The organism is Candidatus Purcelliella pentastirinorum (genome assembly GCF_028748785.1).
Lineage (GTDB): Bacteria > Pseudomonadota > Gammaproteobacteria > Enterobacterales > Enterobacteriaceae > Purcelliella > Purcelliella pentastirinorum_A.
Window position 1 is genome coordinate 80,273 of record NZ_CP110496.1, and the last position, 21,462, is coordinate 101,734.

Below are 21,462 nucleotides of genomic sequence, written 5' to 3' on the forward strand. Positions count from 1 at the left end.
TTTATTTTTTTTATTGTTTTATTATTAGGTTTAAATTATGTTTTGATTGTTTTTAGATATTTAAAAATAATTCTTTTATGTTTTTATTTTACTTTTATCAGGTTTAATTATCGCTTATGAATAGAATAAAGGATATTTTTTATTTTAAGAAAATTTTTTTCTCTCTTATTTTTATTTTTATTTTGTTTGTTTTATTTTTTTTAATTGTTAATCCATTTATATTATCTTTTACTTGGGCTGGTGTTATTGTTATTTCTACTTGGCCTATATTATTATTTATTGAACGGTTATTATGGAATAAACGTTTTTTGGCTGTTTTTATTATGTTGGTTTTTTTATTATTGTTATTAGTTATTCCTATAGTTATTTTATTAAGCAGTTTAATAGATAATATATATCCACTCATTAATAAATTTAAACATAATCATATAAACTTTCCTAAATTGTTTTGTCTTATCAAGATACCTTTAATTGGAGAAAAATTATTTATTAATTACGATAAATTTATTTTAGGTAAAAATATATTAATCTTTAATAAATTACATCCATATTTAGGTAAATTGGTAGAATTTCTTGTATTTCAAGCTAAACAATTTACTATTTTATTATTAAATATAATTTTAACTTTAATATTTGTTATTTTTTTATATTTTAAGGGGGATAAATTATCTAAAAGTATAAGAAAATTTGTTTGTAATTTTTTTTTAGATCAGGGATTAATCATTTTTGATTTTATAGGAGAATCTATAAGATTTATTGTTTTAGGTGTTTTATTAACAGCTTTAATTCAAGGTGTATTATCCGGTATTGGATTAATTATTTCTAATATACCATATGCTGGTTTTTTGGCTTTGTTAGCAATTTTGTTTTCTTTATTGCAAATAGGATCATTACCTGTATTAATTGTATCTATTATATTTTTATATATAAATGGTGATATTTTTCATGGTAGCATTCTTTTTATTTGGAGTATTTTAATATCTGTTTTAGATGGTATACTTAGATTTGTTTTGATTAAAATGAGTTATGATATACCATTTTTATTAATTATTTCTGGGATATTTGGGGGTTTTTTATCTTTTGGTATTATTGGTGTTTTTATTGGTCCAGTAATTTTGGATATTTTATATCGTTCAATAAATTTATTTATTTATAATGATTGATTTGATAAAATATAATGTATTTTTTTATTTTGATACTTAATATTTTTATTTATATATTGATATTTTATTAATTAAAGTACATTTTATGAAATTTATATTTTTTTATTAAAAGTAAATTTTAATTTATAATTTTTCCTAATTTTTTTCCTCCTAAGAGATGTATATGTAAATGATATATTTCTTGTCCTGCGTTTTTATTACAATTTATTATTAATCTGTATCCACTTTTTTCTATTTTTTGTTTTTTTGCTAATTTTACAGCTATAATTAGCATATGTCCTATTATCATTTTATCTTTTTCATTTTTTAGTTCATTCATTGTTGGTATTAATTTGTTTGATACAATTAATATATGTATTGGTGCTTGAGGGTTCTTATCTTTAAATGCTGTTACTATATTATCTTGATATAGGATATTAGATTTTATTTTATGATTAATGATTTTATTAAAAATATTATTCATACAATTCCCTATTAATTTTTTTAAAATATTTTATTTTTTAATTTTTTTTTATGTATTTTTCTATTGCTGTTTTTATATTATCTGATTGTGTACCAAAAATTAATTGTAATCCATTTCCTATTTTTACTATACCAGCAACTCCTAATTCTCTTAATTTATTTTCGTTTATTTTTGATATTTTTTTTACATCTATTCTTAATCTTGTTATACATGCATCTATATTAATAATATTTTTTTTACCACCCAGTGAATTAATTAATTTAATTATAAAATTTATATTTTTGTATGTATTTTTTTTAATTTTAATGTTTGATATTTCTCTTCCTGGTGTTTTTAAATCAAATTTAGTTATTATAATTTTAAATATACTATAATATAGTATTGAGTAAAAACCTCCTATTATAGGAAATAACCATAATTTATTTCCATTATTACTTAACAAAATAAAGTCAATTAAACCATGGGAAAAACTTATCCCATTGCGCATATTTAATATTATGCATATTGCAAAAGCTAATCCTGATAATATTGAATGAATTATGTATAATATAGGAGCTACGAATAAAAATGTAAATTCTATTGGTTCTGTGATACCCGTTAAAAAAGCTGTTAATGCACCAGATAACATTATACCAGCTATTTTTTTTTGATTTTCTTTTTTTGCTGACTTCCATATTGCTATAGCTGCTGCAGGTAATCCATACATTTTAAATAAATAACCTCCTGATAATTTACCCGCTGTTATATCTCCTGCCATATAGCGAGGTATATCTCCGTGAAATGTTTGTCCTAGATGATTTATGAAATCACCCACTTGCATTTGAAATGGAACATTCCAAATATGATGTAATCCAAAAGGTATTAGTGCTCTTTCTACTATGCCATAAATACTAAAAGCTATTATTGGATTTTGATATGCAGCCCAATGTGAAAAATTTTCTATTATTTTACCTACTGGTGGCCATATAAATGATAATATTATTCCTATTAGAATAGATAATATACCAGACATAATTGGTACAAAACGATTTCCACTAAAAAAACCTATATATTCTGGTAATTTTATCATATGAAATCTATTGAATATAATTGCTGACAATGATCCAGCTATAATACCTCCTATTACTCCTGTATCGTAAGTTTGTTTTGTTATATGTAGATTATTTGAAATTATTAATAATGTTTTATTTATAATTATATATGATATTACTGCTGCTAATGCAGAAACTCCATTATTTTTAGTAAATCCTAATGCAACACCTATAGAAAATATTAGTGGCATATTGATAAAAATTGAACCTCCTGTTTCAGCCATAGTTTTAGAAATTATGTATGGTAAAAAGTTTAAATTGGATGATCCTATTCCTAATAATATACCAGCTAATGGTAAAACTGATACTGGTAACATTAGTGATTTACCTATTTTTTGTAGGTTGATAAATATATTTTTATTCATATATTAATTTCCCTTAAAATATTATTTTTCTAAATTAGTTTTTATTAAATGTTAATTTAATTATTTATAAATTTATTAGTTATTTATATTTTTTTTAATAAAAATTTTTCCCAATTTAATATAGATTTTATTAATATTGATTTTTTATTTACAGTATTTATTTCAAATGAATTTATACATTTTATCCAAATTTTTATACTTTTATATATTGAAAAAACTGATAGTTTTTTAGATAAAGTTTTTATTAATTTATATTGATCATTGTTGATTATGATATCATACACTTTATATTTCCATTTTATTGCATCCATAAGTATAACACATATCCATTTTATGATTTCAATATTATCAAAACTATTAAAATTAATTAGTAAGTCTAATTTATTTTTTATATTTAATATTTTTATTAATTTTATTTCTAATTGTTTTCTATTTTTCCAATATTTTTTATTTAATATATTTAATGCTTTTAATGGTGATTTTTCAGCTAATTTAAATGCTATTAAACATTTTTTTTTCTTTATTTGTGTCTTTTTTTGTATCCAATTTATACATATTTTTTTATTTGGATTTGTTATTTTCCATATTGTAAATTTGTTATTTATTTGTTTTTTTATGTTTATTAAATTATGTGTATTTAGTATAAAATAAGTATTTTTTTTAGATTGTATTAAATGATCAATAAAAGTGTTATTTATATATTTTTTAATATATTCTATTTCTTTTATAAATATAACTTGTTTATAATTATTTTTAATTAAATTATATATTTTATGAAATATAGGATTTATTTTTTTTTTGTTAATTTTTTCTTTTTTGTTATTTATTATTATTTTATAATAGTTTGGGTTATTTTTTTTTTTCATTAATATGCAATTATTACATTGATTGCAATAATTTATTTTTTTTTTATTTGTGCATAAGATCCATTTTCCTATATTATAGGATAATATGTTTATGCCTAAATCTATTGTTGATGAAATGAGAATAATATTTTTTTTATATTTTGATTTGTAGTAGTTTATAATATCATTGTATGTATTTATTAGCCATGGATAGTTTTTCATGAATTATTTGTTTTTATCCAATTTTCTATGATGAATTTTATTTTTTTATGTACATGTTTTATTTTATTATTGGCGTTTATAAATTTTATGTTTTTTTGTTTTTTTATTATTTTTAAATAACATTTTCTAGTTCTATGAAAAAAATTTAATGATTCTTTTTCTATTCTATCTTTATTTTTTCTGTTTTTAATTCTATTTAATCCAATTTCTGGTGTAACATCTAAGTAAAGTGTTAAATCTGGTTTAAAATTTTTTAAGAATAGATTTGTTAATGTTTTTGTGATTTTTCTATCAATTTTTCTTCCACCTGTTTGGTATGCAATAGATGACATATTATGTCTATCACCTATAATCCATATACCTTTTTTTAAATTTGGTTTTATTATTGTTTCTAATAATTGAATTCTTGCAGCATATAATATTAATAATTCAGTATTTTTATTAATTATTTCATTTTTTATACTATTTTTAATTAGTTTTCTTAAATTTTCATTTAATGATGTACTACCAGGTTCTCTAGTTTTTTTTAATTTTAAAATTCCATTTTTTTTTAGTATATTTATTATATATTTGATTGCAGTTGTTTTACCTGAACCTTCTAATCCTTCAATAACTATAAATTTTCCTTTCATTTATTTTTTTGTGTATTTTTGTTATTAATTGTAAAATTTATAAATTTATTTTTAAGTTTAATCGTATTTTTTAAATATAATGGATGCATTTGTTCCTCCAAATCCGAATGAATTACATAAACTATATTTCAAATTTTTTATTTGACGAGCGTAGTTTGGTACAAAATCTAATCCATAGTTTTCATCAGATTCATTTAAGTTTATTGTTGGTGGTATTATTTGTTTTTTTAATGCTAAAATTGAATATATTGATTCTATTGCACCTGATGCTCCCAATAAATGTCCAGTCATTGATTTTGTTGAACTTATGTATATTTTGTTTTTTTTAAAAACATTTTTTATTGCCATAGCTTCAGCTTTGTCTCCATTTATTGTTGATGTGGCATGTGCATTTATGTATCCTATTTTATCAGGATTTATTTTGGCATCTTTAAGAGCATTTATCATAGACTGTGCTGCACCTTCTCCATATTGTGGAGGAGATGTAATGTGATATGCATCACTGCTCATCCCAAATCCAACTATTTCTGCATATATTTTGGCGTTTCTTTTTTTTGCATGTTGTAATTCTTCCAACATTAAAATACCAGCTCCATCACCCAATACAAAACCATCTCTTTCTTTATCCCATGGTCTACTAGCACCTTTTGGATCATGATTTCTTGTTGATAACGCTCTAGCGGCATTGAATCCTCCAATTCCTAATGGAGTACTTGCTTTTTCAGATGCACCTGCTAACATTATATCAGCATCATTGTAAACTATTATTCTGAAGGATTGACCAATATTGTGTATTCCAGATGTGCATGCTGTTGTAATAGCGATTGTTGGCCCTTTAATTCCATATATAATTGTTAAATATCCTGATATCATATTTACTATAGTTGATGGTACAAAAAATGGACTTATTTTTTTTGGACCTTTTTCCATTAGTATTTGGTGATTATATTCAATTGATCCTAAACCACCTATTCCAGAACCAACAGCTACTCCTATACGATTAACATTATGATTATTAATTTGTATTCCAGAATCTTTTATTGCTTGATGACCTGCCATAATACCATATTGTATAAATTCATCTATTTTTTTTATGTTTTTTATATTTATAGTTTTATCAAAAATAAAATTTTTTATTAAACCTGCAAAATGTGTTTTGTGTTTTGTTATGTCAAAATGATCTATATAGTCTATTCCACTTTTGCCTGAGATTATAGATCGCCAATTTGTTTTAACATTATTACCCACGGGGGTTAATATTCCTATTCCTGTAATTACTACTCTGCGTTTTAACATATTTACCCTCTTTAATTTATTTTTAAAAAGGAATTTACGTGATGTTTTTAATAATTTATTTGATATTTGATTATTTTAAATAAATTATTTTTATATTATTTTTTTAAATTTTTATTGTTATTAATATAATCTATAGCTGCTTGTACTGTTGTTATTTTTTCAGCTTCTTCATCTGGAATTTCTGTATCAAATTCTTCTTCTAATGCCATTACTAATTCAACCGTATCAAGGGAATCAGCACCTAAATCTTCTACAAAAGATGCGGTATTAAATACTTTTTCGTTTTTTACACCTAATTGTTCACTAATAATTTTTCTAACACGTTCTTCAATATTATTCATATTGTTAAATTTCCTATCAGAATGGGTTTTTGATATTATTTTCTTTAGTTTATAAGATATCTTAAAAATTACAATTCAATTTTTATTAATAAATATCTTTAAAAATAATATTTTTTAATATGTTATGACATGTATAAACCTCCATTTATATGTATTGTTTCCCCTGTTATATATGATGATTTATCGGATGCTAAAAATGCTACTGCATAAGCAACATCTTTTGCTGAACCGAAGCGTTTCATTGGAATATTATTTAAAATATTGTTTGATATTTCTTTTTTTATTTTTTTTGTCATGTTAGTTTTTATGAACCCCGGAGATACTACATTTACTGTTATTCCTCTTGAAGCAACTTCTTTAGCTATAGATTTACTCATTGCTATTAAGCCAGCTTTTGATGCGGAATAATTTGTTTGACCTATATTACCAGTATTTGCAATCATTGATCCTATTGATATTATTCTTCCTTGTTTTTTTTTTAACATAGAAAATATAACTGCTTTAGATATATAAAATATTGAGTTTAAATTAGTGTTGATAACATTATTCCAATCTTGTTCATTCATTTTTATAAATAGTTTATCTATAGTTATAGCAGCATTATTTATTAAAATATCTATTCCTCCAAAATTTTCTTTAATATTATTTAATAGATTTGTTATTGATTTTTTATTATTAACATCTAATATATATCCTTTTCCTTTGTTTTTTAAAAAATTTTCTATTTTATTTACATTTTTATTATTAGTAGCAGTTCCAATTACAAATGCTCCATATTTTTTTAATATATAAGCTATTGCATGACCTATACCATTTGTTGCTCCTGTAATAAGTGCTATTTTATTTTTTAGATTCATTTATTTTCCTTATTTGTTTTTAATGATTTTGATATATTTTTTGGGTTATTTGTTTGTGTTATTTTCATTTTTTTAGTAATTGCTTTGGTTAAATTACTTAAAATATTTCCTGGTCCCATTTCAATTAAATTTGTAATTTTTTTTGATTCTATATATTTTATTATTTTTATCCAATTTACTGATTTATATAGTTGTTTTATTAAATTTTTTTTAATAATATCAGGATTAGTTTCACATAATATTGTTGAGTTGCTTATTATTGGATATATTGGTTTTTTAAATTTTATTTTTTTTATTATTTTGGATAATTTATTTGCTGCAGGTTTCATTAAAATGCAATGTGCTGGTATACTTATGGATAATGATATTATTTTAGCCCCTGCTATTTTACATTCTTCAGCTGTTTTTTCTACTGAATTTTTATTTCCTGCTATTACTGTTTGATATGGTGTATTATAATTAGTAGTTGTTACAAATCCATGTTTTTTGTTTCTTTTACAAATTGTTTTAATAGTTTTTATATTTAAACCTAATATCACTTTCATTAATCCATCATTTTTTTGTGATGCTTGTTGCATAAATTTTCCTCTTTGTTCAACTAATTTTATTGCACATTCAAATTTTATTACTTTTGCATATACTAAACATGAATATTCTCCTAAGCTGTGTCCAACAATTATATTTGGTTTTATTCCATTTTTATTTTCCCATATTTTGCAAATTGATATTGATGATGTTAATATTAATGGTTGTGTTTTATGAGTTTTATCCATATCTGTTTTAGGACCATTTTGTGCTAATTCCCATAAATCATAATTTAATATTTCAGATGCTATATTGAATGTTTTTTTTACAATAGAGTATTTTTTACTTAATTCATATAGCATACCAATGTGTTGCCCACCTTGTCCCGGGAAAATCATACCATATTTTTTCATATTATTTTATTAAATTAAAAGCGTATTAAAGCCGAACCCCATGTTATACCCGCACCGAATGCTTCGAATATAACTAAATTATTTGATTTTATTTTTCCATTATTTATTGCTTTGTTTAATGCTAATGGTATTGATGCAGAAGATGTATTTCCATGTTTATCTAATGTAATTATTACTTTATTCATATCTATTCCTATTTTTTTTACAATTGCATTTATTATTCTTATATTAGATTGATGTGGTATTAACCAATCGATATTTTGATGTTTAATGTTATTTTTATTTAATGTTTCTTTGATTATTTTTATTGATTTATTTATTGCTATTTTAAAAATTTCATTGCCTGACATTTTTAACCATGATATTTTTTTTCTTTTGTTTCTTTTTTGATAGGGTAAAGTTAATAATTTACCATCTTTGCCTGATGCATGTAAATGTGTTGAAATTATTCCTGGTTGTTTGCTGTTACTTAATATTACTGCACCAGCTCCATCACCAAATAAAATTAATGTTCTTTTATCTTTGGGTTTTAATGTTCTTGTAAGAATATCTGATCCAATTATTAATGCATATTTTATAAATTTATTTTTTATATATTGATCAGCTATGCTTAATGCATATATAAATCCTGTACATGCAGCTGCTATGTCAAAAGAAATACAATCTTTTATATTTAATTCATTTTGAATTATACATGCTGAACTTGGAAAAGCATGGCTAGAAGAAGTTGTCGCCACTATTATAAGTTGAATATCGTTATTTTTTAAACCCGCTGTTTTTATAGCATTTTTTGCTGCCATGCTTCCCATGGTTGAAACTGTTTCATTAGTTTTTGCAATTCTTCTTTCATATATTCCCGTTCTATTTATTATCCATTCATTAGATTTATTTATTATATTTTTTAGATTGACATTATTTCTAATTTTATTGGGTAAATATTTACCTGTACTAATAATTTTTGTATACATATTGATTTTAAATTTCCTATATGCTTTGTTTAATTTTATTTTAACTAAAATATTATTTTTTTATATATTTATTTTTTTATTAATTTTTTTGTATTTATTTTATTTTTTTATTTTGTTTTTTTTTTTAATATTTTGTTTTTTTAGTATTTTTATTCCTTTGTAATATCCTTTGGATGTTAAATTATATCTGAGATGTTTTTCTTTTGATATTTTATCTATTGATATATTAGGTTCATTTAATGAATCATGTGATCTTCGCATTCCTCTTCTAGATCTTGTTGATTTCCTTTTTTGTACGGCCATTTTTTTCCTTTTTTATTTTCAATTAGAATATTTTTTGAGGTTTTTTAATAATATTATTTTTTTAATTACCCAGAGCGGGACTTGAACCCGCATGATCATAAATGATCGAGGGATTTTAAGTCCCTTGTGTTTACCAATTTCACCATCTGGGCAATTTTGAAGGTACGTCTCGGAATTGAACCGAGGTGCACGGATTTGCAGTCCGTTACATAACCACTCTGTCAACGTACCATGTATATTTTTTCAGGATATATGATTATATTTAAATTAATATTATGTTTGATAAATTTTATTTTTAATATTTTATATTTTATATTAAATGTAAAAATATTAGTATTTAAATTTTCATTAATTTTTATATTTATGTACTGTTTTTTTTTATATTTACAGTTTATTTATGTATTTTAATTAATTGTATTTATTAAAATATTTTGTATTTTATATATTTATTAATAAATAAAATTATTTAAATTAAACATTAATACTTAAATATGTATTAAATATTTTTTTATATTTTATATTTTAATTTAATTATTATTAATTTTAAAAAATTTAATTTATTTATATAGAATATCTTATTTTTATTTATTTTTTGTTTATATTTGATATTATTTTATTTTTTTATTATTTTTTTTAAAAAATTAATATTTATTTTACCTTTTTTAAATTTTTTATTTTTTATAATTTTTTTATGTAATTCTATATTGTTTTTTATACCTTCTATTATTAATTCTTCTAATGCATTTTTCATTTTTGCTATTGCTGTCTCTCTATTTTTACCATATGTAATTAATTTTCCTATCATAGAATCATAATAATTAGTTATTGTGTATCCTGTATATATATGTGATTCCCATCTTACTCCTAATCCTCCAGGAGCATGAAAGTGTGTTATTTTACCTGAATTAGGTATAAATTTGTTTGAATCTTCAGCATTAATTCGACATTCTATGGCATATCCATTTATTTTTAAATTTTTTTGTTTTATTAATAATGGGTATCCTGATGATATTTTTATTTGTTCTTGTACTATATCTATGTTTGTTATCATTTCAGTAATTGTATGTTCAACTTGTATTCTAGTATTCATTTCTATAAAATAAAATTTATTATTTTTATATAAAAATTCAAAAGTTCCTACTCCTCTGTAATTAATTTTTTTACAAGCTTTAATACAATATTTTATTATTTTTTTTTTAATATCTTTATTTATGTTTAATATAGGAGCTTCTTCTATTAATTTTTTATGTTTGTGTTGTATTGAACAATCTCTTTCAGCTAAATAAATTACATTTCCTTTTCCATCTGAGATAATCTGTATTTCAATATGTCTTGGTTTGTTTATATATTTTTCTATGTATATTTCATTATGTTTACATGATATTTGAGATTGATTTTGTATAATATTTATATATTGTTCAAGATGTTTATTATTATAAACTATTTTAATTCCAATACCTCCTCCTCCATTTGCTGATTTTATTATTATTGGATATCCTATTGATTCTGCAATTTTGATATTTTTTTTTATATTATTTTTTATGGGTTTTTTTGGTCCAGGAACACATGGCATACCTATTTTTTTCATGGTATTGATTGCTGAAATTTTATTACCCATGAGATGAATTGTTTCTGGTTTAGGTCCTATAAAAATAAATCCAGAATTTTCAACTTGTTCTGCAAAATTTGCATTTTCTGATAAGAACCCATATCCAGGATGAATAGCATCTGATCCTGTAATTTCAGCAGCTGATATAATTGCTGGTATATTTAAATAACTGTTTTTTGGTTGAGGTAATCCTATACAAATTGATTCATCTGCCAAAAGTACATGTTTTTGATATCTATCTACGGTTGAATATACAGCTACTGTTTTAATTCCTAATTCTTTACATGTTCTTAAAATTCTTAATGCAATTTCTCCTCTGTTAGCTATTGTGATTTTGTTTAGCATATTATTTTATCCAATCATTCTATAATTATTAATGGTTCATTAAATTCAACTGGTTGTCCGTTTTTTATTAATATTGATTTTATTATTCCTGATTTATCTGATTCAATATGATTCATTATCTTCATTGCTTCTATTATACAAAGTGTGTCACCTATATTAATTTTTTGTCCTATTGTTATAAATGGTTTAGATGTTGGATTTGGAGTTATATAGAAAGTTCCAACCATGGGTGAACGTATTTTATGTCCAGTTAATTCTTTTGTTTTTTTTTCTTTTTTATATTCTGTATTTTTTTTATTGTATAAGTTATAATTTAAATTATTTGTTAAATATTTATTATTTAAATAATTAATACGAATAGATTCATCTTTATTTGAAATTTCTAATTCTGTAATTTTTGTTTTTTTTACTAATTTGATTAATCTATTTATTTTTTTAATATCCATTTATTATTTATCCTGTTAAATTTTAAATTCAATTAAAGATTGTTTTAAAATAAAATTTTTTATTGTTTTTTTTAATTATTTAATACTAAGCAAAGTAATAATTTTTTTATGTATTTATAATTTTATTATAACATTTAGTTAATTTAAAATTATTTGTTAATAATTTTTTAAAATATAATTTATTTTATCAATATATTTTAATTTATAACAGTATTTATATTAAAAAAAATAAAAATTGTTTTTATATTTTTTATTTATTTAAAGTTATTTATTAATGTATAGACAAATATTATTAAATTTAATTTATTATTTACAAATATAATAGTAATATTTTTAAATTAATTATTTAAAATATTATTTTAATTTCTATATTTAGTTTTAATAATTTTTTTATTAAAAATAAAAAATTTTATTTATGGTATATTTATAGTTTATTTTTTATTTTTTTTATTAAATACAATTCATAATTTTATTTATTTTAATATTTTATTTTATTATTTGGTTTTTTTTATTTATGTTTTTTAATATTCCTATGTATTTTACTTTATTAAGATTAATTTTAATTCCTTTTTTTATTATAATTTTTTATTTGCCTTGTAAATATTCATCTTTATTCAGTAGTTTAATTTTTTTAATAGCATCTTTTACAGATTTATTAGATGGATTTTGGGCTCGTCAATTAAATAGAATTACTCGTTTTGGTGAATTTTTTGATCCTGTAGCTGATAAGTTTTTGACTATTTTTGCTATGTTGTTAATAGTTGAATGTTTTCATGTTATTTTTATTACTTTACCTATATCTATAATTATTATTAGAGAGGTAATTATTTCAGCTTTACGTGAATGGATGTCTATAATAGGAGAAAAAGATATTTTATCAGTTTCTAAACTTGCAAAGATTAAGACGATTTTTCAGATGTTGACGATATCAATATTATTATGGCATTTTAATCAGTATTTTATTTTTTTTGGTATTATTTTATTGTATTTATCTATGATATTAACTTTATGGTCCATGATTAAATATTTTCATATAGTAAAAAATTATTTTTAGATTATATAATCATGTTACAATTGGTTTTGTTGTGATATCTTTAGCGGGAATAGCTCAGCAGGTAGAGTACAATCTTGCCAAGATTGGGGTCACGAGTTCGAATCTCGTTTCCCGCTCAATATTTTTTCAAATTAGATAAAAATTTATTTAATTGATAAAATTTAAATATTTTTTTTAATTTATTTATTTTTTGATTTTTAATAAGTAAGTCATTATTACTAATATTTAATTTAATATTAGTTTTTATTGTTGCTAGTGATTTATAAAAGAATATTTTTTTTTTGTTTTTTTTTAATTGATCAATAATTTCTTTTTTTTTTCTTATAGATATTATATTTATTTTATTTATATTTTTATAAATGTTTTCTATGTTTCCAAATATTTGAATTAATTTATTTGCTGTTACTTTTCCTATACCTGAGATACCTGGTATATTATCTGCTTTATCTCCTGATAAGGCTATGTGATCATTTTTGAATTTGGGTGATATTCCATATCTTTTTAAGATTATATTTTTATCTAAAATTTCATTTTTTTTTGTTAATATTTTTATATTTTTTGTTATTAATTGGAACATATCTTGATCATTTGTTTTAATAAAAACTTTATTATTATTTTTTTTAGTGTAATTTTTTGCAATAGTTCCAATTACGTCATCCGCTTCTATTCCTGAAATACATATACTTTTTATTCCCATATATTTTATTATTTTTTTTACAGGTTTTATTTGTTTTATTAAATTTGTTGGCATTGGCAAACGATTAGATTTATATCTTTTAAATAATTTATTTCTAAAATTTTTACTTTTATGATCAAATATTATAGCTAGATATTTAGGATTAAACATATCAATTAAATTATATATCATGTTTATGATACCAAATATAGCACCTGTTGATTCTCCAATATTATTCTTAAGTAATGGGAATATGTAATATGAATTATATAAATAATAAGTTCCATCTATGAGAAAAAGATTTTTTTTTTGCATTAATTATATTTTATTTTTTTTATTCAATGAATATTTTTTATTATTTGTATAATACAATATTTTAAAAAAATTTATTTTTTTTAAATATTTTTATGTAATGTTAACCATGTATTTATTTTTTTTTTTAAGATTTTAAGCCCTTTACTATTTATTGACGAAAAAGGGTGGATATTTATATTTTTATTATATTTTTTTATTTCATTTTTAAAATATATTTTTTTTTGATTTATTTTATTATTTGATAATTTATCAATTTTATTTAATAAAACTATTATTGATTTTTTTTTATTAGTTTTTTTAATTATATCTATATCTAATTTTTTTAATTTTTGTCTAATGTCTATTAAAATTATTATTCCTTTTAGTGATTTTCTTTTTTTTATATATCTATTTAGAAAAAGCATATGTTTATTTCTATTTTTTAATGATATATTTGAATACCCATATCCAGGAAAGTCAATTAGATAAAAATTTTCTATTATTTGGTATAAATTGATTAATTTTGTTGTTCCTGGTTTTTTGCCTGTAAAAGCCATTTTTTTTACATTACTTAATGCATTTATTGTATTTGATTTTCCAACATTTGAATATCCTATAAATGCTATTTCTATACATTTATCTTTTGGTAAATCTTTTATTTTATTTATACTTTTAATGAATTTAATTGATTTATAATTTATTGAATTGTAATTCATATTACAATAGTTTTCTTATTTTTTATTTTATTCATATTCTAAAATTTTTTTATTAATTAAATTTTTTTCAATTTCTCTTAGTGCGATTACTGTTTCTTTATTTTTTTTTTTTGAAACTATAGGTTGTTCACCTTCTATTTGTATTTGTCTAGCTCTACGAGCAGCTACTAATACTAGATCAAATCTGTTTCCAATTTTTTTTACTGCTTTTTGAACAGTTAAATGTGCCATATTTTTTATTTTTTTTTTAATTTGTTTATATATTAAAATATTTTTATTTTTTTAACAATAAATTATTTAATATTTTTTTTATTTTTTATTCTTTTATATTCTGATATGAAGATACTTTTTAGATCAGATAATGCTATATTAAATTTATCATTAATTATTAAATGATCATATTTTATGTAATATTTTATTTCTTTCATTGATTGTTTTATTCTTTTTTTTATATCTGTTTTATTTTCTGAACCTCTTCTTTTTAATCTTTTGACTAATTCATTTATTGATGGAGGTATTATATATATACTTATATTATTCTTTATTTTTTTTTTAATTTGTTTTGCTCCTTGCCAATCTATATTTAAAAATATATTAATACCCTTAGATAGAAGATTTTTGATTATTTTTTTTGGTGTTCCATAATAATTTTCAAATATTATTGCATATTCCAAAAATTCTTTATTTTTAATCATTTTTTTAAATTTATTTTTTGAAACGAAATAATAATGTTTTCCATTTGTTTCTCCTATACGTTTATTTCTGGTTGTATATGAAATTGAAATTTTAGTTTTATATTTTGATATTTTTTTAATTAAAGATTGAATAAGTGTAGATTTTCCAGTGCCACTAGGTGCTGATATTATAAATAATATACCCTTATTCATATTTTAAAGATGTTAATGTAATTATATTATTAAAAATAATTTAAGTATTTTTTAATCTTTAATATTAAATATTTCTTATTTTTTTATTAATTTTGTCTAATTTGTTTTTCTCTAATTTCTGATAAGATTTTACAATCTATGCATAAATTAGCAATTGGATTTGCTTCTAATCTTTTTATTCCAATTTCTATTTTACATAATTCGCAATATCCAAAACTATTGTTTTCAATTTTATTTATTGTTATTTCTATTTTTTTAATTAATTCTCTTTCTCTTTTTTTGTTATATAATTCTAATTTAAATTCTTCTTCTCTTGATGCTCTATCTATAGGATCAGCTAAGTTATCTGTTTCTTTTTTAATACAATATACTTGTTTTTTTATTTTTTTTTTTAATTTATTGTACCATGTGTTTAAAATTGTTTTGAAATGTTTTATTTGTGATAAATTCATATATTTTTCACCTATTTTAGTTTTATAAGTATTAATACCTGTTATTCCTAAGATATTTAGTGACGATATTTTTTTTTATTTTTATTTTGCATGTTAATTCTCATTTTTTATATTTTAATTTTATTATTTTATTTTTTTAATAATTATTTTATCTTTAAGTTATTATTTTTTTATAATTCGAGTATAGTTTATATATTTATTTAAGATTATGTATTTTTTTTATCGATTTTATTTTTTTATTTTAGATTTGGTGCATATTAATGTTTATAGATAATAAAAAAATAGTTTTTCAAAAAAAAAATTTCAATACTAAAATATTTTTTAGTATTAAATCTTTTTTTTATAAAATAATAAATAAATTAAATTTTTTTTCTAAAATATTTTTTATTATTATAATCATTATTATTGTATATGGGTTATATTTAAATAACAAGATTATTAATCTTATCAATGGTAAAGTTTGGAAATTTCCTGTTTTTGTATATGGAAATATTGTAAATTTTAAATCTGGTATGTTTTACACAAAATGTGATTTAATTTCTATTTTAAATTTTCATCATTATTTAAAAGTTGATGTTTTGGATAATTCTGGTGAATATATTGTAAAAGAAAATAAAATTGAATTAATAAGAAGAGCTTTTAATTTTCCTGATTATAATGAAGGAGCACTTCGTGTTTGTTTTTATTTTGATAAAAATAAAATTAGAAGAATTATAAATACTAAAAATAATAAAAGCGTTGTTTTTTTTAGATTAGATCCTATATTAGTTAATATTATACATACTTCAGATAAAGAAGAACATTTATTTTTACCATTATGTAATTTTTCTAGTAAAATGATAAATATTTTACTTTCCATTGAAGATAAAAATTTTTTTTATCATATTGGTATCAATCCATTTTCAATGTGTAGAGCTCTTATTGCAAATGTTCATGCTGGTAAAATTATTCAGGGTGCTAGTACATTAACACAACAATTAGCAAGGAATTTATTTTTAACTAACAAACGTTCTTTTTTACGTAAGTTTAATGAAATTTTTATTGCCATTATTATTGATGCTTTGTATAGTAAAAACCGTATTTTAGAATTATATTTTAATGAAGTTTATTTTGGTCAATCTGGAATGTATGAAATTAGAGGTTTTCCTCTTGCAAGTATATATTATTTTGGTAGACCAATTAATGAATTATCATTGGATCAGCAAGTATTATTAATATCTATGGTTAAAGGTGCTTCAATATATAATCCATGGAATCATCCTGAGTTAGTTTTAAGACGTCGTAATTTAATTTTAAGATTAATTTTCCATCAAAATATTATTTGTTATAAAGATTATTGTTTTTTTATTCATCGTCCTTTGGGTGTATTATCTAAAAGTAAATCTATAACTAAAAAACCTTTATTTATACAAATGTTATGTCGTGAATTAAAAATTAAATTAGGTAAAAACATTAATGATATACCTGGTAGTAGGATTTTTACTACTTTAGATTTAAGATCGCAATATTTTGCTGAAAAATCTGTGAAACTAAATATTTTATTTTTACGTAATAAATTAAAAATAAATAATTTAAAAGCTTTTATGATAATTGTAGATAAATTAACTGGAGAAGTACGTGGTATTGTTGGTAGTGCATCAACTAAAATTATTAATTCTAATAAAATATTAGAATCTCGCAGATCTATTGGTTCGTTAGCTAAAATTATTATATATTTGTCTGTACTTGATAACCCTGATATTTATGGGTTTAATTCTTGGATTGAAGATAAACCCATTATTATTGGTTTATCTGATGTTAATGATTTTAAATTTAAAAATTATAATGAAAAGTTTATTAACAGAATGGTGTTACTTGATAAAATAATTAATTTAATGAATGTGTCTTCAATCAATTCTAAAGTTAATTTAGATTTAAAAAATATTTTAAATACATTGTCTAAATTAGGCTTATACAAATATAAATCTAAATATTCTATTTTTTCAAATTTAATTAATATGACTCCGGTTCAAGTAGCTCAAATTTTTCAATTAATTTCAAATGATGGTAATAAATCATGTTTATTTACTATTAAATTTATTATTTCGGAAAATGATAAAATTATTTATCATAATCATTATTCATTTAATCATGTAGTTAAATCTCAAGCTACATGGTTGACTTTATATGGCATGCAACAAGTTGTTAAAAATGGAACTGCTAAATCTTTGAGCATATCGTATCCTCATGCTAATATAGCTGGCAAAAATAGTTTTAGTACTGGGTTAGTTGACAGCTGGTTTGTTGGTATAGATCATAGAGATGTTGTAGTTTCCTGGATAGGAATAGATAATAAAAAATCTTTATTTTTAAGTGATATTGATGCAATGCAAATGTATAGATGTTATTTGACTTATCGCCCACCTATACCTTTGGTTTTGTTTCCATTGTCTGATATTATCAAAGTAAATATTAATTATAATAATAAAATAGTTTGTAAAAACAATATTTGGAAAAAAATACCAATTTGGGATTTTAATCATTCTTTTTCAAATTTTTGTAAAAATGATAGTAAGGAATTTATTAATAATTCATTAGTTTTTGATAAAAATAAAAATAAGTCAATAATTTATTGGATAAAAAAATTTTTGGGTTTGTTTTTTTAACTTAGTATTTAGTTTATAATTAATTTTATTTCTTTATATAAATTTATATTTATTAGATATAACATTTGGAAAATTACATGAAATCTGTTAATTTAATTTTTACTGAAGCCGCTGCTAAGAAATTAAAAAAAATAATTGATATTAAAAATAATATAAATATGAAGTTACGAGTTTATATAATTGGTGGTGGTTGTAATGGATTGAAATATAAGTTCATTTTAGATGACAAAGTAAATGATAATGATTTTATTTTTGAAAAACTTGGTGTGTTTTTGATTGTTGATGAATTTACTTTTCAGTATATCATTGGTGGTTCAGTAGATTATATTGAAAATATAATCGAATCTAAATTTTCCGTATTAAATCCCAATGCAAAAGTAACTTGTAATTGTGGTTTATCTTTTAATATATGAAATTATATTATTATTTACTAAGTGATTTTTTTGTTTTATATTTTTTATTAATCATATTTATTGATATTATTTTTATTTTTAATTTTTGTTATTTTTTTTGATATTGTTTTATATAAAAGAGAAATGAAAAATGATAAACATTAGATTTTTTTTAAAATATTTTTTGATTTTAAGTATATTTTTTATTTTTATTCAAAAAAGTATTACAGCAGAAACTTTATCTTATTTTAATAATAATATTCCAAGTTTAGCACCTATGTTAGAAAAGGTAATGCCGTCTGTTGTTAGTATAAATATTGAGGGTAGTACAGTTGTACATACTTATAGATTCCCTCAACAATTTTTTGATGATAGTTTTCCATTTTGTCAAAAAGGATCACCTTTTTATAATTCTCCTTTATGTAAAGATTTTTTTAATGGTGAATCTAAACATAAAAGATTTAGGGCATTAGGTTCGGGTGTTATAATAAATAGTATTAATGGATATGTTGTTACTAATAATCATGTTATTGATCATGCTACTAGCATACATGTTCGATTGAGTGATGGTCGTCTTTTTGATGCTAAAATTATTGGTAGAGATCCTCGTTCTGATATTGCTTTAATTCAATTAGTTAAAGCTAATCATTTGGTTTCTATTAAAATAGCTAATTCGGATTTATTAAAAGTTGGTGATTATGCAGTTGCTATCGGCAACCCTTTTGGTTTCGGTGATACTGTTACTACAGGTATTGTATCTGCATTAGGTCGTAGTGGTTTGAATATAGATAATTATGAAAATTTTATTCAAACTGATGCTGCTATTAATAGAGGAAATTCTGGTGGAGCATTGGTGAATTTAAATGGAGAATTGATTGGTATAAATACCGCTATATTTGCTCCAGATGGTGGTAATATTGGGATAGGATTTGCTATACCTAGTAATATGGTTAAAAATTTAACCACTCAAATGGTTATATATGGTCAGGTAAAACGTGGTGAATTAGGTATTATGGGTACTGAATTAAATGCAGAATTATCTAAAATATTAAATATTAATGTTCAAAAAGGTGCTTTTGTTAGTCAGGTTTTATCACAGTCTTCTGCTTATAAAAGTGGTATTAGAGCTGGTGATGTTATTGTTTCTATAAATGACAGATATATTCCAAGTTTTGCAGCATTACGTGCTGAAATAGGTTCTTTACCAGTTTGTACTAAAATTAGATTAGGTTTGATACGTAATAGTAAATTATTTTATGTTACAGTTGTTTTACAGCAAAGCAAAAAGGATATTATTGATTCTTCAACTTTATATATTGGAATTGATGGTGCTGATTTAAGTAATTATAATAATAATGGTGAACAAGGTGTTAGGGTGGATAAAATTAAATTTAATAGCTCTGCTTATAGAATAGGATTAAGAAAAAATGATATTATTTTAGGTATTAATAAACAAAGAATTTGTAATCTAAATGAATTACGTGAGATACTTAATACTAAATCAACTTTATTGGTGTTTAATATAAAACGTGATAAAAATAATATTTATTTATTAATACAATAAATATTATTTTATTTTTTATATTTTTTATATATTTTAATAAAATTATATTTTTTTTAGATATTTATTAGTTTTGATTTAATATTATCACTTTTATTTAATGTTAGGATTTCGCATCCAAAATTAGTTACTAGTATTGTGTGTTCGTATTGTGCTGATGGGTTAGCATCTTTTGTTTTTACTGTCCAGCCGTCTTTCATAATTTTAGTTTTTTCCGTACCCATATTTATCATTGGTTCTACAGTAAAGATCATGCCTGGTTTTAATTTAATTTTATTATTTTTTGTTTTATAGTGTAATATTTGAGGTTGTTCATGAAATTTTTTTCCTATTCCATGTCCACAATATTCTTTTACTATTGTAAATTTTTTTGATTCTACATATTTTTGTATATTGCAACCTATATCTTCTATATAAATATTTGGTTTAATTATTTTTAAAGCATTGTACAAACTTTTTTTTGCTATTTTACATAAATATTCATTTTTTTTTGTTATTTTTCCTACAAAAAACATTTTAGAAGTATCACTATAATATTTATTTTTTATAATCGAAATATCTATATTTATTATATCTCCATTTTTTAAAATAGTTTTATTCGGAATACCATGGCATATTGTATCATTTATTGATGTACATATTGATTTTGGAAATCCATGATATCCCAAACAAGCAGATTTTGCTTTTTGTTTATATTTTATATAGTTTTTACATATATTATCTAATTCTTCTGTTGTTATACCAGGTTTAATATATTCTTCTATCATATCTAATACAGCTGCTGCAAGTTTGCCAACTTTACGCATTTTTTTTATTTCTTTTTTATTTTTTATGTTTATTTTCATTTGTTTTTTTTATAATTATTAATAAATATTATTTTAATTTAAATTTAAAAAAATTC

22 protein-coding genes, 3 tRNA genes and 1 pseudogene are annotated in these 21,462 nt (G+C 21.1%); 6 read left to right on the forward strand and 20 right to left on the reverse strand.

What is annotated here, in order from left to right; translation table 11 throughout:
• Nucleotides 1-116: 116 nt before the first annotated feature.
• Nucleotides 117-1,163, forward strand: a complete 1,047-nt coding sequence (gene ydiK / locus ONB71_RS00510) for an AI-2E family transporter YdiK (RefSeq protein WP_274360643.1) — start codon at nt 117-119, stop codon at nt 1,161-1,163.
• A gap of 118 nt (nt 1,164-1,281) precedes the next feature.
• Here the strand turns inward: ydiK and ONB71_RS00515 are convergent, their stop codons facing one another.
• The 14 genes from ONB71_RS00515 to accB all read right to left on the reverse strand — a co-directional run bounded on the left by ONB71_RS00515 (nt 1,282) and on the right by accB (nt 11,884).
• Nucleotides 1,282-1,626 carry a histidine triad nucleotide-binding protein gene (locus ONB71_RS00515; RefSeq protein WP_274360644.1) on the reverse strand — a complete coding sequence of 115 codons (345 nt, stop codon included), beginning with the start codon at nt 1,624-1,626 and terminating at the stop codon, nt 1,282-1,284.
• 37 nt (nt 1,627-1,663) lie between these two features.
• Entirely contained in the window at nt 1,664-3,082 is a 1,419-nt protein-coding gene (gene ptsG, locus ONB71_RS00520) for a PTS glucose transporter subunit IIBC (protein WP_274360645.1), read from the reverse strand.
• Nucleotides 3,083-3,165: 83 nt separating this feature from the next.
• Entirely contained in the window at nt 3,166-4,149 is a 984-nt protein-coding gene (locus ONB71_RS00525; protein ID WP_274360646.1) for a DNA polymerase III subunit delta' C-terminal domain-containing protein, read from the reverse strand.
• Nucleotides 4,146-4,781: a dTMP kinase gene (gene tmk, locus ONB71_RS00530; protein WP_274360647.1), complete on the reverse strand. Its 636-nt coding sequence runs from the start codon at nt 4,779-4,781 to the stop codon at nt 4,146-4,148. The genes ONB71_RS00525 and tmk overlap by 4 nt, the downstream gene beginning before the upstream one ends.
• A gap of 57 nt (nt 4,782-4,838) precedes the next feature.
• A complete protein-coding gene (gene fabF, locus ONB71_RS00535; RefSeq protein WP_274360648.1) occupies nt 4,839-6,077 on the reverse strand; it encodes a beta-ketoacyl-ACP synthase II in 1,239 nt (412 codons plus the stop codon).
• Between the two features lie 95 nt (nt 6,078-6,172).
• A complete protein-coding gene (gene acpP / locus ONB71_RS00540) occupies nt 6,173-6,418 on the reverse strand; it encodes an acyl carrier protein (protein ID WP_274360649.1) in 246 nt (81 codons plus the stop codon).
• Between the two features lie 122 nt (nt 6,419-6,540).
• Nucleotides 6,541-7,275: a 3-oxoacyl-[acyl-carrier-protein] reductase gene (gene fabG, locus ONB71_RS00545; RefSeq protein WP_274360650.1), complete on the reverse strand. Its 735-nt coding sequence runs from the start codon at nt 7,273-7,275 to the stop codon at nt 6,541-6,543.
• Nucleotides 7,272-8,213, reverse strand: coding sequence for an ACP S-malonyltransferase (fabD, locus tag ONB71_RS00550; RefSeq protein ID WP_274360651.1), 942 nt, complete (start codon nt 8,211-8,213; stop codon nt 7,272-7,274). The genes fabG and fabD overlap by 4 nt, the downstream gene beginning before the upstream one ends.
• A gap of 14 nt (nt 8,214-8,227) precedes the next feature.
• Nucleotides 8,228-9,181, reverse strand: a complete 954-nt coding sequence (locus tag ONB71_RS00555) for a beta-ketoacyl-ACP synthase III (protein ID WP_274360652.1) — start codon at nt 9,179-9,181, stop codon at nt 8,228-8,230.
• 99 nt (nt 9,182-9,280) lie between these two features.
• The gene (gene rpmF / locus ONB71_RS00560; RefSeq protein ID WP_274360653.1) at nt 9,281-9,484 is read right to left on the reverse strand and encodes a 50S ribosomal protein L32; all 204 of its coding nucleotides are present in this window, start codon (nt 9,482-9,484) and stop codon (nt 9,281-9,283) included.
• A gap of 66 nt (nt 9,485-9,550) precedes the next feature.
• Nucleotides 9,551-9,636 (reverse strand) — tRNA-Leu (locus tag ONB71_RS00565).
• Between the two features lie 8 nt (nt 9,637-9,644).
• Nucleotides 9,645-9,715, reverse strand: a tRNA-Cys gene (locus tag ONB71_RS00570).
• Nucleotides 9,716-10,097: 382 nt separating this feature from the next.
• Nucleotides 10,098-11,438: an acetyl-CoA carboxylase biotin carboxylase subunit gene (gene accC, locus ONB71_RS00575; protein WP_274360654.1), complete on the reverse strand. Its 1,341-nt coding sequence runs from the start codon at nt 11,436-11,438 to the stop codon at nt 10,098-10,100.
• Between the two features lie 14 nt (nt 11,439-11,452).
• A complete protein-coding gene (gene accB, locus ONB71_RS00580) occupies nt 11,453-11,884 on the reverse strand; it encodes an acetyl-CoA carboxylase biotin carboxyl carrier protein (protein WP_274360655.1) in 432 nt (143 codons plus the stop codon).
• Nucleotides 11,885-12,398: 514 nt separating this feature from the next.
• Here accB and pgsA point away from each other — a divergent pair.
• Nucleotides 12,399-12,938 carry a CDP-diacylglycerol--glycerol-3-phosphate 3-phosphatidyltransferase gene (gene pgsA / locus ONB71_RS00585; RefSeq protein ID WP_274360656.1) on the forward strand — a complete coding sequence of 180 codons (540 nt, stop codon included), beginning with the start codon at nt 12,399-12,401 and terminating at the stop codon, nt 12,936-12,938.
• Between the two features lie 43 nt (nt 12,939-12,981).
• A tRNA-Gly gene (locus ONB71_RS00590) sits at nt 12,982-13,054 on the forward strand.
• Here ONB71_RS00590 and ONB71_RS00595 read toward each other — a convergent pair.
• The 5 genes and pseudogenes from ONB71_RS00595 to dksA form a co-directional block, all read right to left on the reverse strand.
• Complete coding sequence (locus ONB71_RS00595) at nt 13,054-13,929, reverse strand: 5'-3' exonuclease (protein ID WP_274360657.1); 876 nt, start codon at nt 13,927-13,929, stop codon at nt 13,054-13,056. The two genes, ONB71_RS00590 and ONB71_RS00595, sit on opposite strands and share 1 nt — an antisense overlap.
• Nucleotides 13,930-14,009: 80 nt before the next feature.
• Entirely contained in the window at nt 14,010-14,624 is a 615-nt protein-coding gene (gene yihA / locus ONB71_RS00600; protein ID WP_274360659.1) for a ribosome biogenesis GTP-binding protein YihA/YsxC, read from the reverse strand.
• Between the two features lie 36 nt (nt 14,625-14,660).
• Nucleotides 14,661-14,855, reverse strand: a pseudogene (gene rpoZ, locus ONB71_RS00605) (DNA-directed RNA polymerase subunit omega); the annotation flags it as partial.
• 62 nt (nt 14,856-14,917) lie between these two features.
• The gene (gene gmk, locus ONB71_RS00610; RefSeq protein ID WP_274360660.1) at nt 14,918-15,511 is read right to left on the reverse strand and encodes a guanylate kinase; all 594 of its coding nucleotides are present in this window, start codon (nt 15,509-15,511) and stop codon (nt 14,918-14,920) included.
• Between the two features lie 86 nt (nt 15,512-15,597).
• Nucleotides 15,598-16,032 carry an RNA polymerase-binding protein DksA gene (gene dksA, locus ONB71_RS00615; RefSeq protein ID WP_274360768.1) on the reverse strand — a complete coding sequence of 145 codons (435 nt, stop codon included), beginning with the start codon at nt 16,030-16,032 and terminating at the stop codon, nt 15,598-15,600.
• A gap of 191 nt (nt 16,033-16,223) precedes the next feature.
• On the opposite strand from dksA, the gene mrcB reads away from it, so the two are divergent.
• From mrcB to degP, 3 genes are all read left to right on the forward strand, one after another.
• On the forward strand, nt 16,224-18,608 hold the full coding sequence (gene mrcB / locus ONB71_RS00620) for a penicillin-binding protein 1B (protein WP_274360661.1): 2,385 nt from the start codon (nt 16,224-16,226) through the stop codon (nt 18,606-18,608).
• A gap of 77 nt (nt 18,609-18,685) precedes the next feature.
• Nucleotides 18,686-19,021 (forward strand): iron-sulfur cluster insertion protein ErpA, encoded by a 336-nt coding sequence (gene erpA / locus ONB71_RS00625; RefSeq protein WP_274360662.1) that lies wholly within the window; start codon nt 18,686-18,688, stop codon nt 19,019-19,021.
• A gap of 130 nt (nt 19,022-19,151) precedes the next feature.
• The gene (gene degP, locus ONB71_RS00630; RefSeq protein WP_274360663.1) at nt 19,152-20,564 is read left to right on the forward strand and encodes a serine endoprotease DegP; all 1,413 of its coding nucleotides are present in this window, start codon (nt 19,152-19,154) and stop codon (nt 20,562-20,564) included.
• Between the two features lie 53 nt (nt 20,565-20,617).
• On the opposite strand, the gene map is transcribed toward degP, so the two are convergent.
• Nucleotides 20,618-21,406, reverse strand: a complete 789-nt coding sequence (map, locus tag ONB71_RS00635) for a type I methionyl aminopeptidase (RefSeq protein WP_274360664.1) — start codon at nt 21,404-21,406, stop codon at nt 20,618-20,620.
• Nucleotides 21,407-21,462: the final 56 nt, after the last annotated feature.

Coding starts and splice junctions, on each gene's coding strand:
- ydiK (WP_274360643.1), top strand. CDS start 117: ATGAATAGAATAAAGGATATTTTTTATTTTAAGAAAATTTTTTTCTCT.
- ONB71_RS00515 (WP_274360644.1), bottom strand. CDS start 1,626: ATGAATAATATTTTTAATAAAATCATTAATCATAAAATAAAATCTAAT.
- ptsG (WP_274360645.1), bottom strand. CDS start 3,082: ATGAATAAAAATATATTTATCAACCTACAAAAAATAGGTAAATCACTA.
- ONB71_RS00525 (WP_274360646.1), bottom strand. CDS start 4,149: ATGAAAAACTATCCATGGCTAATAAATACATACAATGATATTATAAAC.
- tmk (WP_274360647.1), bottom strand. CDS start 4,781: ATGAAAGGAAAATTTATAGTTATTGAAGGATTAGAAGGTTCAGGTAAA.
- fabF (WP_274360648.1), bottom strand. CDS start 6,077: ATGTTAAAACGCAGAGTAGTAATTACAGGAATAGGAATATTAACCCCC.
- acpP (WP_274360649.1), bottom strand. CDS start 6,418: ATGAATAATATTGAAGAACGTGTTAGAAAAATTATTAGTGAACAATTA.
- fabG (WP_274360650.1), bottom strand. CDS start 7,275: ATGAATCTAAAAAATAAAATAGCACTTATTACAGGAGCAACAAATGGT.
- fabD (WP_274360651.1), bottom strand. CDS start 8,213: ATGAAAAAATATGGTATGATTTTCCCGGGACAAGGTGGGCAACACATT.
- ONB71_RS00555 (WP_274360652.1), bottom strand. CDS start 9,181: ATGTATACAAAAATTATTAGTACAGGTAAATATTTACCCAATAAAATT.
- rpmF (WP_274360653.1), bottom strand. CDS start 9,484: ATGGCCGTACAAAAAAGGAAATCAACAAGATCTAGAAGAGGAATGCGA.
- accC (WP_274360654.1), bottom strand. CDS start 11,438: ATGCTAAACAAAATCACAATAGCTAACAGAGGAGAAATTGCATTAAGA.
- accB (WP_274360655.1), bottom strand. CDS start 11,884: ATGGATATTAAAAAAATAAATAGATTAATCAAATTAGTAAAAAAAACA.
- pgsA (WP_274360656.1), top strand. CDS start 12,399: ATGTTTTTTAATATTCCTATGTATTTTACTTTATTAAGATTAATTTTA.
- ONB71_RS00595 (WP_274360657.1), bottom strand. CDS start 13,929: ATGCAAAAAAAAAATCTTTTTCTCATAGATGGAACTTATTATTTATAT.
- yihA (WP_274360659.1), bottom strand. CDS start 14,624: ATGAATTACAATTCAATAAATTATAAATCAATTAAATTCATTAAAAGT.
- gmk (WP_274360660.1), bottom strand. CDS start 15,511: ATGAATAAGGGTATATTATTTATAATATCAGCACCTAGTGGCACTGGA.
- mrcB (WP_274360661.1), top strand. CDS start 16,224: ATGTTTATAGATAATAAAAAAATAGTTTTTCAAAAAAAAAATTTCAAT.
- erpA (WP_274360662.1), top strand. CDS start 18,686: ATGAAATCTGTTAATTTAATTTTTACTGAAGCCGCTGCTAAGAAATTA.
- degP (WP_274360663.1), top strand. CDS start 19,152: ATGATAAACATTAGATTTTTTTTAAAATATTTTTTGATTTTAAGTATA.
- map (WP_274360664.1), bottom strand. CDS start 21,406: ATGAAAATAAACATAAAAAATAAAAAAGAAATAAAAAAAATGCGTAAA.